The 15,512-nt window shown below is 49.4% G+C and carries 10 protein-coding genes; 7 read left to right on the top strand and 3 right to left on the bottom strand.

Annotated features, from left to right (window positions below; translation table 11 throughout):
* The first annotated feature begins 12 nt into the window (after positions 1-12).
* From FHS60_RS03025 to FHS60_RS02995, 7 genes are all read left to right on the top strand, one after another.
* Positions 13-1,998 carry a TonB-dependent receptor plug domain-containing protein gene (locus FHS60_RS03025; RefSeq protein ID WP_183694790.1) on the top strand — a complete coding sequence of 662 codons (1,986 nt, stop codon included), beginning with the start codon at positions 13-15 and terminating at the stop codon, positions 1,996-1,998.
* 39 nt (positions 1,999-2,037) lie between these two features.
* Positions 2,038-3,153: a YncE family protein gene (locus FHS60_RS03020; protein ID WP_183694787.1), complete on the top strand. Its 1,116-nt coding sequence runs from the start codon at positions 2,038-2,040 to the stop codon at positions 3,151-3,153.
* A 196-nt stretch (positions 3,154-3,349) separates the two neighbouring features.
* Positions 3,350-4,453 (top strand): redox-regulated ATPase YchF, encoded by a 1,104-nt coding sequence (gene ychF, locus FHS60_RS03015; RefSeq protein ID WP_183694784.1) that lies wholly within the window; start codon positions 3,350-3,352, stop codon positions 4,451-4,453.
* An 86-nt stretch (positions 4,454-4,539) separates the two neighbouring features.
* Positions 4,540-5,487 (top strand): prolipoprotein diacylglyceryl transferase, encoded by a 948-nt coding sequence (gene lgt / locus FHS60_RS03010; protein ID WP_244957411.1) that lies wholly within the window; start codon positions 4,540-4,542, stop codon positions 5,485-5,487.
* Positions 5,488-6,048: 561 nt separating this feature from the next.
* Positions 6,049-7,749: a tetratricopeptide repeat protein gene (locus FHS60_RS03005; protein ID WP_183695131.1), complete on the top strand. Its 1,701-nt coding sequence runs from the start codon at positions 6,049-6,051 to the stop codon at positions 7,747-7,749.
* On the top strand, positions 7,750-8,763 hold the full coding sequence (locus tag FHS60_RS03000) for a TlpA disulfide reductase family protein (protein ID WP_183694781.1): 1,014 nt from the start codon (positions 7,750-7,752) through the stop codon (positions 8,761-8,763).
* A gap of 71 nt (positions 8,764-8,834) precedes the next feature.
* Positions 8,835-10,400 (top strand): YifB family Mg chelatase-like AAA ATPase, encoded by a 1,566-nt coding sequence (locus FHS60_RS02995; RefSeq protein WP_183694778.1) that lies wholly within the window; start codon positions 8,835-8,837, stop codon positions 10,398-10,400.
* Between the two features lie 154 nt (positions 10,401-10,554).
* Here FHS60_RS02995 and FHS60_RS02990 read toward each other — a convergent pair whose 3' ends face one another.
* The 3 genes from FHS60_RS02990 to FHS60_RS02980 all read right to left on the bottom strand — a co-directional run bounded on the left by FHS60_RS02990 (position 10,555) and on the right by FHS60_RS02980 (position 15,439).
* Positions 10,555-11,868 carry a thioredoxin family protein gene (locus tag FHS60_RS02990; protein WP_183694775.1) on the bottom strand — a complete coding sequence of 438 codons (1,314 nt, stop codon included), beginning with the start codon at positions 11,866-11,868 and terminating at the stop codon, positions 10,555-10,557.
* 44 nt (positions 11,869-11,912) lie between these two features.
* Positions 11,913-14,339, bottom strand: coding sequence for a C10 family peptidase (locus tag FHS60_RS02985; RefSeq protein ID WP_183694772.1), 2,427 nt, complete (start codon positions 14,337-14,339; stop codon positions 11,913-11,915).
* 389 nt (positions 14,340-14,728) lie between these two features.
* Complete coding sequence (locus tag FHS60_RS02980; RefSeq protein ID WP_183694769.1) at positions 14,729-15,439, bottom strand: glycosyltransferase family 2 protein; 711 nt, start codon at positions 15,437-15,439, stop codon at positions 14,729-14,731.
* Between the last annotated feature and the right edge of the window lie 73 nt (positions 15,440-15,512).

Genomic DNA, 15,512 nt, shown 5'->3' with positions numbered 1-15,512 from the left:
CTACTCGCAGAATTGGGAAATAAGTTTCCTTTTCGTCTTCGTCTTTTGGCGCTTGCCTTTCTGCCTTTTGTGCTCACGGCGCAAAGTCGGAAAGATCGCCATCTCTCGTCCGCTGAAGTCTTAGGCGTTCGGGCCGATGCCTCTGTGGCTTCGGCTGCTCCGGTGCAGAAACTTGACACGGCGAGCATCCGGCGTATGGGTGTCACATCTACTGCTGATGCGCTGCGCCGCTTTGCGGGAGTCAATTTGCGCGACTATGGCGGAGCGGGCGGCTTGAAAACTGTGAGCGTGCGCGGACTTGGCGCACAGCACACGGCAGTGGTCTACGACGGGGTGACGGTTTCCAATGCCCAGCAGGGACAAATCGATTTAGGACGCTTTTCTCTCGACCGTTTGGCGGGAGTTGAGCTTCACACGGCCGATGAAGGCAGCCTCCTTGTGCCTGTGCGGCAGTTGGGAGCGGCAACAGTCGTGCTCCGCTCTTGGCAACCCAATGCGCAGAACCGAGGTATGCACGGCGCAGTGGCCCTCCGCCACGGAAGTTTTGGAGTTTGGAATCCGAGTGTGCTGCTTTCCCAAAATTGGAACGGATGCACGGGCGTCAATGTCAGTGCCGACTACTATCATGGTAATAACGCCTATCCCTTCACGGTGAAAAACGGTGTGGCCACGCATCGTGAGAAACGCTTGAATTCACAGATGAACGACTGGACGCTGGAAGCCAATGTCCACCACCTTTTGCAGCGCGGACAGCTTTCGGGGAAAGTGTTTTACGTTACGAATCATCGTTATCTTCCGGGGCCTGTCACGCTCTATGTCAGTGGCAACAACGAACACCTCACAGAGCAGAATGCTTTTGCGCAGTTGAAGTGGGAACAGCAGTATGGCCGCTGGAATTTCTTCGGAGCTGGCAAAGCGGATTGGCGAGAAAGCAAATACCTTGATATTGCTGGGCGATACCCCGGTGGACGTCTCGACCAACGCTATAAACAAAACGAAATCTATGCTTCAGCAGGAGCTTCATATACTTGGCAAGCGCTCACAGCAGCAGTGGCCACAGATTGGTTTCGTAATGATTTGACCTCCAATCTCAAAGTTGACAACGACGTGTGGCGCACTTCTTGGCTCACAAGTATGACACTGCGCTACGCTCCCCGCCGTTTCGAGCTGACGGGACGCCTTGTAAGCTCCATCTTCCGCAACCACGCTACAGCAGGAACAGAGGCGGCAAAGAATGCCAGCCAACTCTCGCCGAGCCTCTCGGCTTCGTGGAAACTGCTGTCTGATCAGCGCGCTCACTTGTTTGTGAGAGCGCACTATAAAGAATACTTCCGTGTGCCCACCTTTACGGAAAACTATTATTACCACCTCGGAAATACCCACTTGAAGCCCGAACGCACCCAGCAGTTGGGCGCAGGCGTCACCTTCGCAGGGATGCCGTCCGCTCGCTGGCAGGTGCAGCTCACTGCCGATGGGTATGCGAACCGCGTGTGGGACAAAATCTCCAGCATTCCCTACAACCTCTTCGTTTGGCGCACAGTCAATCTCGGCAAGGTGAGGGCTGCGGGGATGGATGTGGCTTTGCAAAGCACGTGGACGCTGCGCAATGGGCAACAGCTCATAGGCAATGGTACTTACACTTATCAGCGTGTCACGGATCGTACAGATAAAAAGTCGGAGGACTATGGTAAGCAACTGGCCTATACGCCGCTTCATTCCGGCGCGGTATCTATGGCGTGGGAAAACCCTTGGGTCAATGCCGTTGTGAGTCTGACCGCTGCCGCCAAACGTTGGGCTACCAACGAGCATACTGTCACCACCAGCGTGCCGGCTTATGCTGATGTCAATATCGGACTTTACCGCACTTTCCGCTTTCGTAGTTTCCAGTTGGAGGCACGTGCTGATTTGACCAACCTTTTTAATTATCAATACGAAGTTATCCGTCGCTATCCAATGCCAGGGCGAGCCTATCGCTTCTCGGCGCTGCTGCGGTGGTGATGCTTCAGAGAAATCAACTTAATATTATTACATAAAGTTATGAAGAAAACATTCAAAATTGCAGCCCTCTCGCTGTTGGCTGGTATTACATTGGCCTCTTGTTCCGACAATGAAGATCCTAAAAAGTACGTAGTTCCGGTTCAGAAGGAAATGATTGTTCTCAACCAGGGTAACTACTACGGAGGTGTAGAAGGTACATTGGATCGTTTAGAGTTGGGAAACACTGCAAACAACTTTTGGGAAGGAACGCTTACATCAAGTGTGTTCAAGGCTGCCAATGGACAAAGTCTCGGCGATTCGCCTCAGAACGGTGTAATGTGTGGTTCTAAACTCTACGTTTCGGTTTATGCAAGTAACTTGGTTTGGGTGCTCAATCCCTCCACTAAGAAAATCATTGCGTCTGTCTCAACAACTGAGCCGGAATGGGTAACTACTGATGGCAAGAACATTTATGTGGCCAACAATAATGGTTTTGTTACTCGTATTGATACTGCAACCTATGCAAAGGACTCTATTAAAGTAGGTCCAAATCCTGCCTGTCTTGTCGTAGCTAATAAGCATTTGTACGCTTCTATATCCGACGGTTATAATTCTGCAAACGGATATGCAAACGGAAAGAAGGTGGCAAAGATTGACCTTCAGACTTTCAAGAAAACAAAGGACATCCCTGTTGGCATAAACCCTGGCCGCATGGATGTGGATAATGCTGGCAACGTATTCGTAGTATGTATGGGTAACTATGGTACTATTGCGCCTGAAGTACAACGTATTTCCAAATCAGACAAGGTAGATAAGGTGGCAGCTGGTAATCATATCGTTTGTTTGCGTAATCTGCTCTATGTTTTCGATTCACAGACCAATTGGAGTACGGGAGAAGTGAAAACAAAGGTTAAGATTTTCAATGGCTCTACCTTAAAAGAGGATTCAAATAACCACTTTGAGGAGCGCGAGATGGCTCCGGCTCCCACGGGTCTCTTTACGGATCTCAACGAGAAATATGTTATCGTTACTTCCGACCCAGATGGCAAAGGCTTTAATAAACCTGGTTTCGTTTACATCTATAGTAGCGAAGGTTCTTTCTTGAAGAAGCTCAACGTAGGTATACATCCTTACTCTGTTATCTTCCCCATTTCTTATGTGACAATGGTAATCTAAAAATATAGAAAGCCCCCTCCATTTCCCCTAATAAAGGGAGTGCTCGGATTCCTTATTTTGGTAATCGGGCACTCCTTTTTACGGCGGAAATGGAGGGGGCTTTTTGTTTGTAACCTTATGAGGGCCATGTCCAAATGCCTTATTTCACCGAATAATTACTAACTTCGCGGCTGAAAATATAATGAAATAAGACAATATGAGTTTACAATGTGGTATCGTTGGCTTACCAAACGTGGGTAAATCAACGTTATTCAACTGCCTGAGTAATGCAAAGGCTCAGAGCGCAAACTTCCCATTCTGCACGATAGAGCCAAATGTCGGCGTCATAACTGTGCCCGACGAACGCCTTAATAAGTTGGCCGAAATAGTCCATCCCGGCCGCATTGTCCCTACTACGGTGGAGATTGTCGATATTGCGGGCTTGGTTAAAGGGGCTTCAAAGGGCGAAGGTTTAGGTAATCAGTTTCTTGGCAATATCCGAGAGACCGACGCCATTATCCACGTGCTCCGTTGCTTTGACGACGACAACGTTGTCCATGTTGACGGCACCGTCGACCCTGTGAGAGACAAGGCTGTCATTGACACGGAGCTACAGCTCAAGGACTTGGAGACCGTTGAAAGCCGCCTGCCGAAGGTGGAGAAGCTCGCAACGATCGGCGGAAACAAGGACGCCAAGATTGAATATAATGTGCTGAAGGCCTACAAGGAAGTGCTCGAGCAAGGCAAGAATGCCCGCGCCGTTAGCTTCGAATCTAAGGAAGAACAGCAGGCAGCTCGCAATCTCTTTCTGCTGACCTCCAAGCCCGTGCTTTATGTTTGCAACGTCGACGAAGGAAGTGCTGCCAGCGGCAATGCTTACGTGGAACAGGTGCGCGAAGCTGTCAAGGAAGAGGAGGCAGAAATCCTCGTGGTGGCGGCTCAGACTGAAGCCGACATTGCAGAACTCGAAACTTACGAGGAACGCCAAGAATTTTTGCAAGAGGCCGGTTTGGAAGAGTCAGGCGTGAACCGACTCATCAAAGCTGCCTACAAAATGCTACAGTTGGAAACGTTCATCACCGCAGGCGAGATGGAAGTGAAAGCCTGGACTTTCCACAAGGGTTGGAAAGCTCCGCAGTGCGCCGGTGTTATACACACTGATTTCGAGCGTGGCTTTATCCGTGCCGAGATCATTAAGTACGACGACTACATCAGCTACGGTTCGGAAGCAGGTGTGCGCGAAGCTGGCAAGCTCCATATCGAAGGTAAGGAGTATGTTATGCAAGACGGCGACATCGTTTATTTCCGCTTCAACGTATAAAAGATATTTTCGGACAAGTTGCTCTGGTCGGCCAGTGCGACTTGTCTTTTTTTCAACACATCCCTTCCCCTTAAAATCATCTCATTATGATTCATTTTTTATCCCATATTCTCGTGCAGCTGCAAGCCCTTGTAGCTCCGCTTTCCTTTGGGAAAGGATTCGACAGTGCGGCCCTGTTGTCCATCGTCTGGAATCCGGACAAGGTGGCCTTCACTGTGTTCGGTCACCCCATTGTGTGGTACGCCATCATGTGGGTCGTAGGTATCGCCTTGTCCTATCTGGTCGTTATGTGGCTCTATAAGGACCAACGCCTGCCCGATGAAAAGTTTGACCCCCTCTTCATCTATTGTTTCGTAGGTATATTATTGGGCGCGCGCCTGGGCCACTGCCTCTTCTATGAGCGGGCTTATTTCATGGCTAACCCCCTCGAAATGTTTCTCCCCATGAAGCACCTTGCCGATGGCAGTTGGAAGTTTACGGGCTACGCAGGTTTAGCGAGCCACGGCGGTACTCTGGGCCTCATGATAGCCCTTTGGTTCTACGTGAGAAAGTACAAAGTGAATCTGATGCGCGTGCTCGACAACATCGCCATAGCCACGCCCATCACTGCCTGCTTCATTCGTTTGGGTAACTTGATGAACTCCGAGATTGTGGGCAAACCCACTGATTCTGCGCTGGGCTTTATCTTTGTGCAGAACCATGAAAATTTTGCGCGACATCCGGGACAGCTCTACGAAGCCCTGTTCTATCTGCTCCTCTTCCCCATCGGTTTGTGGCTCTACAAATGCTACAAAACGAAGGTCGGCACGGGCTATTTCTTCGGTTGGGTCTTGACGTGTATCTTCGCCTTCCGTTTCTTCGTAGAGTTCCTCAAGGAAGTGCAAGAGCCTTGGGAGCTGTCGATGGTTGAGGCCATCGGACTGAATCAAGGCCAGATGTTGAGCATCCCCTTTGTGGTACTCGGCCTCTATTGCTGGTTGGGCGGTAAATACTGTAAGAAGTTGGGCGAACAACCCACGCAGAAGAAACTCTAAACGCAGATTCATCCACCCACTCCCCTACTCATCCATCCGCCAAAAGCCAGCCCTCTTGGGATGTCCGCTTTTGGCGGATGGATTTCTTTATGTCTTGTCGAGAAACGTTTGAGATGTCAAGAAATAGCGTAAAACTAACGCGCTGAGAATGGCTTGAAATCCAGCGTGCGATACTTCGGGCGGAAAGAACGCAAGGAGAGCCGATTAGCACAATAAGGAAGCCGCTTTGTCGTCCTCATAGGCAGCAGAACAGAATAAGGCTATCCGTGAATACAATAAGGCTGTCGGCTGGCTTCCTTATTGCGTCAGCTGACATCCTTATTGCGTCAGCCGACGCCCTTATTGTATTTTTGAGCGGCTCAAGGGGAGCAATCCTGCGCATAAGGCCGAAGATGCGCAAATGCCTGCTTTCAAAGGGCAGAATGCGGGTGGAAATCTGTGGTATAATCCCGTCTGAGCGCGTGAAAACTGCGGCAATCAGTGGTAGGTGTTCTTTATCGCGAACAACGAACGAAAAAAATCATTATCTTTGCTGCGTACAACATCCAATATAGAAAAATCATGCAAAGCAAACCTCTCGTTTATCTGGCACTGGCCGCCACTGTTGGCCTGACTTCTTGTTCCAAGATGGGGTCTTTAAGTTCTGAAAATTTTGCAGTAGCACCCTCACCGCTCGAAGCTGTGGATAATCAGGTGCCTGTGGTCATCTCTGGGCGTTTCCCTGAGAAGTATATGAAAAAGAACGCTGTGGTCAAGATTACTCCCGTATTGCGTTTTCAAGGCGGGAAATCTACGGGTGCCGGCGATATTTTCCAGGGCGAGAAAGTGCAAGGAAATCATCAAGAAATTTCGTACTTATTGGGCGGCAACTACAACCTGCGCACCACATTCCCCTTCCGCGACGAGATGCTGCGCTCCGAACTCTACGTTACGTTTGATGCCACTGTTGGAAAGAAGAAGGTGAACATCCCCGAAGTGAAAGTTGCCGACGGCGTACTGGCTACCAGCACACTGCTCTGTCGCACCGCTGCTTCTGCCAATGCCGCTCTGGGAGAGGACAAGTTCCAGTACACCATCGAGCAAAAGCAGGAAGCACAAATCAAGTACCTCATCCAGCAAGCTCGCATCCGCACCAGCGAATTGCAATCGGCTTCTGTGAAAGACTTTGTGCAGACTCTCCGCAACATCAAAGCCGACGGCAAACGCTTAGAATTGGAAAATGTGGAGGTGAGTTCCTACGCATCGCCCGATGGCGGTGAGAAACTCAACACCAAGTTGGCACAGAGTCGCGATGACGCTTCAGGTTGTTATGTGAAGAGCCAGCTGAAGAAAATAAACCTCGAAGGTGAGGTTAACTCCCGTTATACCGCGCAGGACTGGGAAGGCTTCCAGGAACTCGTGAGTCAGAGCAACATTCAGGACAAAGAGGTGATTCTGCGCGTGCTCTCCATGTATCAAGACCCCGAACAGCGCGAACAGCAAATCAAGAACCTATCTGCTGGTTTCCGCGAACTGGCTGACGAGGTATTGCCCGAACTTCGCCGTTCACGCCTTACTATCAACTATCTGATTGTGGGACGTACCGACGATGAGATACAGCAGCAGTTGCAGACCGATGCTTCAAAACTCAGCATCGAAGAACTGCTCTATGCTGCCACACTGGCGGACGATCCAGCCGAAAAAGAGAATATCTACACCACTGCTGACCGACTCTTCCCCACTGACTACCGCGCGGTGAACAACCTCGGTGTGTTGGCTTATGAAAAGGGCAATCTCACCGCTGCAAAGGACTTTTTCTCCAAAGCCGCAAAGAAAAACGAGCAGGCAGCCGAGCCCAAAGCGAACCTTGCCCTGCTGGCGCTGACCGAAGGCGACTCTAAAACATCGGAGGACTATCTGGGACAAGCCGCAACGGCACGCAACTACGGCGAAGTGCTGGGCAATTTGGCATTGGCTCGTGGACAATATGCACAAGCAGCTCGCCAGTTGCAAGGCGTGAATACCAATTCCGCCGCACTGGCACAGATACTGAACAAAAACTATACAGAGGCGCGCACAACGCTCTCTCGCGTTGCTCAACCCGATGCTACAACTGCCTATCTGAAGGCTATCCTCGCTGCCCGCACGCGTCAGGCAGCCGATGTAGTGCCGAATCTCGAGCAAGCCTTTAAGCTCGACAGCACGTTCAAGGCTCGCGCCGCTAAGGATCTGGAGTTTGCCAATTACTTCAATACTGCCGATTTCCAAAACATCACGAAATAAATGCTTACACGCCGTTCCCTTTGCAGCTTATTCCTGCTCGCATTGGTGGTTCTGACCGCTTGCGGACCGGACAAGCACCATGTGCGCATCACTGGAGAGTTCAAAAATCTCAACAATGCCGAGTTCTATGTCTACAATGACGGAGAAAAGTTTGCGGGCATTGATACAGTTCGCATCGAGGACGGTAAGTTTCGCTACGAGAAAGCCTTGGAGAGCACGGAAGTCCTCACGTTGCTCTACCCCAACTTCTCGCGCACGCTGGTGATTGCTGAACCAGGAACCACCATCCATATTGCGGGCGATGCAGGGAAGTTGAGCGATGTGGATGTGAGCGGAACGGAGAGCAACGAACGCCTCTCAAAGTTTCGCCACACCAATCTGGGCAAACCCGCCTCCAATGTGCGGATGGCCGCAGCCCAGTACATCCGCGACAATGCTACAACGCTTGATGGCTTGGTGCTTTTCCTCGAATATTTTGCAGGGGAAAAGGAACTCGACGCTCCCACCGCGCTGCAACTGCTCGACTTGCTCAAACAGAAACAAGCCGACAAGGTGTTGATAACCCAACTTGATGCACGCCTACGTCCGCTCTTGTCCAATTCGGCACGTATGCCGTTGCAGAATTTCTCCGCCACCGCGCTCAATGGGACTGTTGTATCCAACGCCACCTTAAAGGGTAAGCCCTCTCTCGTAGTGTTCTGGGCGAACTGGTCGGCTGAAAGCACCGAAATGCTCAATTGCGTGAAGCGTTTGCAGCGAGCCTATGGGAGTAAGATGCAGATAGTGACCGTTTCGATGGACACCAGCATCCCCGATTGCCGACACCGCGTGACGGCTGATACACTCACAGTTCCGACGCTTTGTGACGGAAAAGCCTTTCGTTCGCCTGTGGCCGAAAAGCTGGGAGTGCGCTATGTCCCCGGTAATATCCTCGTTGATGCCGCGGGACGTGTCGTAGCGCGCGATATTCCTGCTGCCGATTTGGAAAGCCGCGTTTCAAAACTTCTGGAGTGAGTGTGTCAGCAGGTCCTTTGTGTGGCCTGCTACCCCTCTCGTTTCTTTCAATATCCTAAAAACATTCTTCCTTGTTTACCCAAATTCACAGTGCCGTAGTAAACGGATTGAAGGCCCTCCGCGTGATGGTCGAAATCAACGCCTCTCCTGCCAAGCACGACGCTCTTGGAGAAACGCCTTTCTTTATGGTCGGTTTGCCCGACAATGCTGTAAAAGAGAGCCGACAGCGCGTGCAGAGCGCGCTCATCAATTCGTCCTTGCGCCTCCCCCGACTCAATATCACTATCAACTTTGCCCCCGCCGACATCCGCAAGGTGGGCTCTGGCTTCGACCTCCCACTGGCCATCGCCATGCTCACGGTGTGCGACCTCATTAAGTGTCCCACGCTTGAGCGTATGATGTTCGTAGGCGAGTTAGGCCTCGACGGCTCCGTGCGAGCTGTGCGCGGCGCGCTGCCTATTGCCATCGAAGCCCGCAGCCTGGGTTACGACACGCTCTTTGTTCCCCGCGAAAACGAGCGGGAGGCCGGTGTGGTCAATCAGCTGAAAGTGATCGGTGTGAGTACACTCAGCGAACTGGTAGACCATCTCAACGGTCAGTCGCTCCTGCAACCCGTTGAGGTCAATACGCGGGAGGAGTTCTACCAAGCACAGAGCGACTATCCTCTCGACTTTGCCGAAGTGAAGGGCCAAGAGCGCGCCAAGCGAGCCTTTGAAGTGGCCGCCGCCGGAGGACATAATCTGCTGCTTATCGGTTCGCCTGGTTGCGGCAAAAGTATGATGGCCAAGCGCATCCCTGGCATTCTTCCACAACTCACGTTGTCCGAATCGCTCGAAACCACGCAAATCTACAGCATTGCAGGCCAGTTGCCAGAAAATACCTCACTCATTGCTCGCCGCCCCTTTCGCAGTCCTCACCACACCATTTCCGATGTAGCTTTGATAGGAGGTGGCGTCAATCTTCAGCCTGGCGAAATTTCGTTGGCCCATAACGGCGTACTTTTCCTCGATGAGTTGCCTGAATTTTCGCGCAGTGCGCTCGAAACCCTCCGCCAGCCGCTGGAGGACAGAGTTATCAATATCAACCGCGCCAAATATAGCGCCAATCTCCCCTGCTCTTTTATGCTCGTGGCCGCTATGAATCCTTGTCCCTGTGGTTATTATAATGACCCAACGCATAAGTGCAGTTGTAATCAGGGTATGATTCAGCGCTATATGTCGAAGATTAGTGGGCCGCTGATGGACCGTATCGATTTGCAGATCGAAGTAACGCCAGTGCCGCTTGAAGAACTGCAACGCTCGCCCAAAGGAGAGAGTAGTTCGGCCATACGTGAGCGTGTGGCCAAGGCGCGTGCCGTGCAAACCGAACGCTTTGCTAATTTGCCCGGCATTCATTGCAATGCGCAGATGGGCGCACGCGAAATCGAACGCTTTGCGCAGCCCGATGCAGCTGGGCGAGAGGCGTTGGCCATGACAATGAAGAAGATGGATCTCAGTGCTCGAGCCTACGAGCGCATACTCAAAATGGCGCGCACCATAGCCGACTTGGCAGGACAAGAGGAGGTGGGCTTCGACGCCATTTCCGAAGCCGTTGGCTACCGCAATCTGGACCGCTCCGACTGGGGCGAAACGTTCTAAAGGATAAAAGCCTTCGCCGCTATCCTTATTGCATTGAAAAATAGGATTTGTTTTTCAGATAAAAGAAGTGTCCCTAAAAGTGTGTAAGCTTTTAGGGACACTATCTATAAGAGATGTGTTAGAGAATATGTCTCTTTGTTCTTCTCAAAGCGCCTTAGCGCGTTATGATTTCTTTGCGCACACGACCATCGCTATATTTCACGAGGTTGATTCCTTTTTGCGGAGCTTGGATACGACGGCCATCGAGCGTGTAGCGTGCTGTTTCAACGGCGCGTTTTTGTGCTTCCGCAGCAGAGGAAATACCTGTGGAGAGAGCATCGGTTATGCTGCATTTTGCTGCGTTTTCGATTTTCTTAGTATTCAGGTTAATGAGCAGCACACATACTTTTAACTTCGACTTGTCTTGTAGCAGGTTGTTGCTGGAGATGTCAAACACGTGCGTGAAACTTTGAGTCTTGTCCACCTCTATTGGGGTCTTGATGTAATCTTCTTCGGCAGGAGTGTAAACGCTCTTTGCTGCAATTGCCGTGAAGTTGTTTGGAAGCCCTCTTATCACAGATGGAGCATTGATGAACTTATCCAGTTCTGCTGAAATACCGCGGAGGCTCGCATCTCCAGAGAATACATTGTATTGTATCCAGGTGGGCTTTGTCATTCCATCCTCTGTCAGCACATAGGCCACGGCGTATGTTGCCTCTTTGGGGGAGACGCGGAAAGTAACACTGGGGATAACGGTGATGTTCTCTTTCTGCTTGTCCCATTGGGCGGAGACATCAATGTCCATGTCGGCTCCCATAGCCCTTTCTTTTTCAAACTCATCCGTGGCGATAAAAGAAGAAAGTTTGCGACTTCTGTTCATTTGGAGCGTGGGGTAGTTTTGTATTTTGGATATATTCCAAGCATAGTCAGAACATTTTAGAGGATCTGACGAATGAATAGCAATGCCAATGAAATCGTCTGGATATGTATTTTCCAAATTCTCCATGAGGGCAATGCCGCGTGGGCAGTATTTGCACCACATTCCCGTGTATTCTTCCACTACTACTCTTCGGTGAGGCACTTGTGTAACGGTGACTCGAGGAAGATTGGCGTAAGGGATGGTAGCTCTGTTGGGCTCGCCGTTGACTTTTGTGATTTCTATCTGCAATTCAGTTTCAGAGAGCTGTGAATGGGGCGGCACTTCTATTTCTACGGTGGCTACCTCCATGCGTGGCAGCGGCTCTTCCATGATATGTTTTTTCTCCATCAGGATCGTTCCCTCGAAAGAAAGCGTATAAGTGAAATCTTGAACTGTGGCTTTACCGTAATTGGTGATATATAGCAGTCCTTTCGCGCTCTGTGCATGGATGGGTACATATACCTTTTGCCCCGTAGAGGGTGCCAGGCTATAGTCGTCGGCTCTGAGGTTGATTGGATAGCAGAGGATAGCAATGAGTGCTATCAGTTGTATACAAATTCTTTTTTTCATTATTGTATTGAGTTTTATTTGTTGATGCGGATGAGGAAATATCTTTATTTCTTCACTTTCTTTCCGTTAATAATATAGATTCCCTTAGACAATTGACCAGCAGGAGTGGTAATGCGAACACCTTGGAGGCTATACACCTCTGAAGCCTTGGAGGTTGTCTCTGTCGTAGTAATATCTGTACTCACAGAAGACGCAATTTCAAACTGCACACGAGGAGTTAAATTATTCCATACATCTACCCACTGCCCATCTTTCTCTATCTCTACATGCACTTCGTAGGTGTGTCCAGCCTCTAAACGGTTGAGAGGAAACTCTACCAGCGTTGTCTTGGGGGTTATGTAGGCGAAGGGTTGGAAAGAAACATAAGATTTAGAGCCGAGTTCGATGACTTTTTCATCAGCAATGTCCTTCGCACGATAACGCAGCGCACCAGAATATCCTTTACTGCCGCGCAATTCTGCAAGCACCATTAGTCCCAACATTTGTATTTCTTTCGGATCAAACACTTGCAGATCGGTTGTTTTCCCGTTGGCGATGAAATCAATTCCTTTGATGCTGAGCTTGTAGGGTGCTGTATTGGGCAGCACTTCTATCTCTATCGGCGTATCTGTAATAATAGGTATCTTCTCAAAAGTTTTGTCTCCCTTATCAACAGAAATGAAGAAGTTGACAGTATAACGACCAGCAAGAAGAGCATGGCTGACGCCGTTTGTGGAGTAAGACGTTAAAATGGGAGCATGCATCGCGGTTGTTTCGAGGTGTCGAGCACACACAAACTCCTGATTAGGCGCGGTAAACTTAATGCCATTTTCTTTTCCCTCAAACTCTACAAATAGGTTTCCGCGCACATCTTCCCAGCCATCATTGCGGACAACAATACCTATCATGCCTTGGTCGCCGCTATATTGATAGAGCGGAGCAAGTACTTCGGGGCTTCGCTCCAATGAAAGTGGAACGCGAGCCGCCATCTCTTTTACTATGATTCTATCGCTCGTCAATTCCACAGTTTGTGTATTTGCATAAGCTATTGGTTGCCAACCCGAATAGGTAGAAGGTTGTTCTATCAACTCATTAGATAGAGGCTTAAGTGTGTAAGTACCATTGGGAAGCTCAGCAAAATCGAGATTGTTAAATTCTATACTTGTCGTTGTAAAGATACTACTGAGCATTAGTTCTGTTTGAACGGAGTTGAAAAGTTTTACCTGCACTCCCTTGTCATTGTAAAGCCCCAGTGCCACCTTTCCCGTAAAGCGTCCCAGGCTGCCATTGATAGGGTTGTTACTACCAATCTTTTCTATCTTGGCATTCAGCAATGTGCCGCGCTCTACATCTTTTTCTGTAATTGTGAAAGCGTGTACACTTCTTGTTTCTATCTCTCGGGTTGTAGCAAACTCTTTATGCTGTCCGTCTTTGGGATGCGCAAAAACAACTTCTATTTCTTCATAGAACTTACCATCTCTCAATCCAAATCCACTGACATTAAGGTAGATAGTATTGATATCAAAGTATCCGTCAAACTCTCCACCCCAGCCCCAGTTGACATGTACAAATCCACGTCTGTCGTATCCATCGAATACAAAAACATGTGAACCTCCGCAAACCAGAACAGGGTAACCATCGGCAAGTTCATTGAGCAGAATTTCTTGAAAAGTACTTGCCAGCATATAATCCTTATACACATGGCGCACAGAATATCCAAAATCATTGCGTAAAGCCTCCATCGCACGATGCAGATTGGAGCTGCTTCCCAAAATAAAGTAAGACGTATGGATTGCTTTGCCCACATCTCTCATCAGCACGCCTACAGCATCTCCCCCTCTCGTGTTCATATCTTTTGCTCTGTCTCGCATATCTTCCCACAGATAGTCGGCACTCTTCTGAGCTTCGGAACCTTCAGACTTTATATAAGAGTTGGGGCGCGACTTTGGCCACTTGTGAAAATATAGAAGCTGGGCAGTGGCAGTAGCAACGCATCCTGTTGGCGTATTCACGCCATCCTGCTTGGGAGTGTACTGATTAAAAGGGAAATTCTGTTCCCAATGGCAGGTAAGCAAAGGCAGCACTTCTCGTTGCTTGGGAAGCTTCACAGAAGGCGCTTGGGGCATCCCCTCGCGTACAGCTGATACTACCTTTTCATAGCGTCGAAGCATCATCTTGAATTCTTCAGGAATAGCTTTCTTGGCTTTATCAGCACTCAGTGTTCCATAACCAACCAACTCATTCAATTGACTTTCGCCCGAAATAATAACAAATCGGTTGTCGCTGGTATTTGTGAAGAGATAATAAGCTGCCTGCTCATTTGTTCGCGGAGCACGCATAAGGGCCGTTGTTGGCTGCATTTCAGGATTTGCAAGATACTTTGCCGCAATCCGTTGCGCCGCATCTTTTCCCACGGGTTCTGCCCATACTGCAGATGTTACTGCACAGTACATGGCAAGCAACAATATTTTACGGATGTAATTTTGTTTCACTTTTGTTTTTTTAGGTTTAATGATTTGAATTTTATTCTTATTAGAGATTCTATCTTACTCGCTGATAGCTTTATTGTGTGAGCGGATATCCTTATTGCGTGAACTGACAGCTTTATTGTGTTGGCGAATAGGATAAAGCTACTGACGACTATGAATGTATGTATCTCTTCCTGTATGTTGTTTTTTTTGTTGTCACGTCGTCACGTCGTCACGCTCAAAGCCTAACTGCTTGATAACGTATATATTATAAGCGTGACAACACGGTGACGACAAAATTGTGGACTAAATTTGTTGTCACGCATCTAAGCTCTTGTTTATCAACGTGTTTATACCTTTGTGACGGCGTGACAACGAAAATGAATAATTTCTCTCGTTGTCGGAAAAATGAGTCAGCGACCGCGTAGGCGGCACATAAAGTAGACGAAATAGAGACGGGGCAAAAGGCGCATCCTCTCCTTGAGATTGTCCACCTCGCTTATCACGCGGATGTTGTCCTTGAGTCCTGCCGAGCGCAGACTGTTGCTAACGCCCGTCACATCGAAGTCGGCAATCGGGAAGTTTAATTGCAGAAATCGTTTGCCAGCAAGAATGAGCTGTTTGAACAACTTGAAATCGGCCGACATACGGTGGCGTATATCGAAAGGATACTCGCGCAAACAAGCCGTGCGGGTCAGTGCGCTCTGATGACAAAAAAACATACGATGACTATTATGCGGTGCTTCGGCTTTTCTGATGACGCCGCGTTTCACTACGTCGCCGTAGACGACATCTGCCGCGCGTTCTTCAGCAAAGACCCTCTGCAACACATCGTCTGCCGCAAAGCCATCGCCAGCATTCATGAAAATGACCCATTCGCCCGTGGCCAGACGAACGCCCTTGTTCATCGCGTCGTAGATACCGCTGTCAGGTTCCGACACCACCGTTGTGAGGCGCGAGCGGAAGCTGTCAATCACCTGCGCAGTAGAGTCGGTGGACGCTCCGTCAATGATGATATACTCCAGATTCTCGTAATTCTGGCGCAGCACGTTTGTGATGGTTTTTTGCAGTAGTTTGTCGCTGTTGTAGCAAACTGTAACGACAGATACCTTCGGGAGAGTCATAAATCAGCTTGAGAGATTTTTTTCCAAAATTTTCGGAATGCAAAGTTAATATATCTTGTCGGTGTGCTGCTCC

The organism is Alloprevotella rava, assembly GCF_014195585.1.
GTDB classification, from domain to species: Bacteria; Bacteroidota; Bacteroidia; order Bacteroidales; family Bacteroidaceae; genus Alloprevotella; species Alloprevotella rava.
Note: the sequence above shows the minus strand (reverse complement) of the source record. Positions and strands in the feature narration are given on the sequence as shown.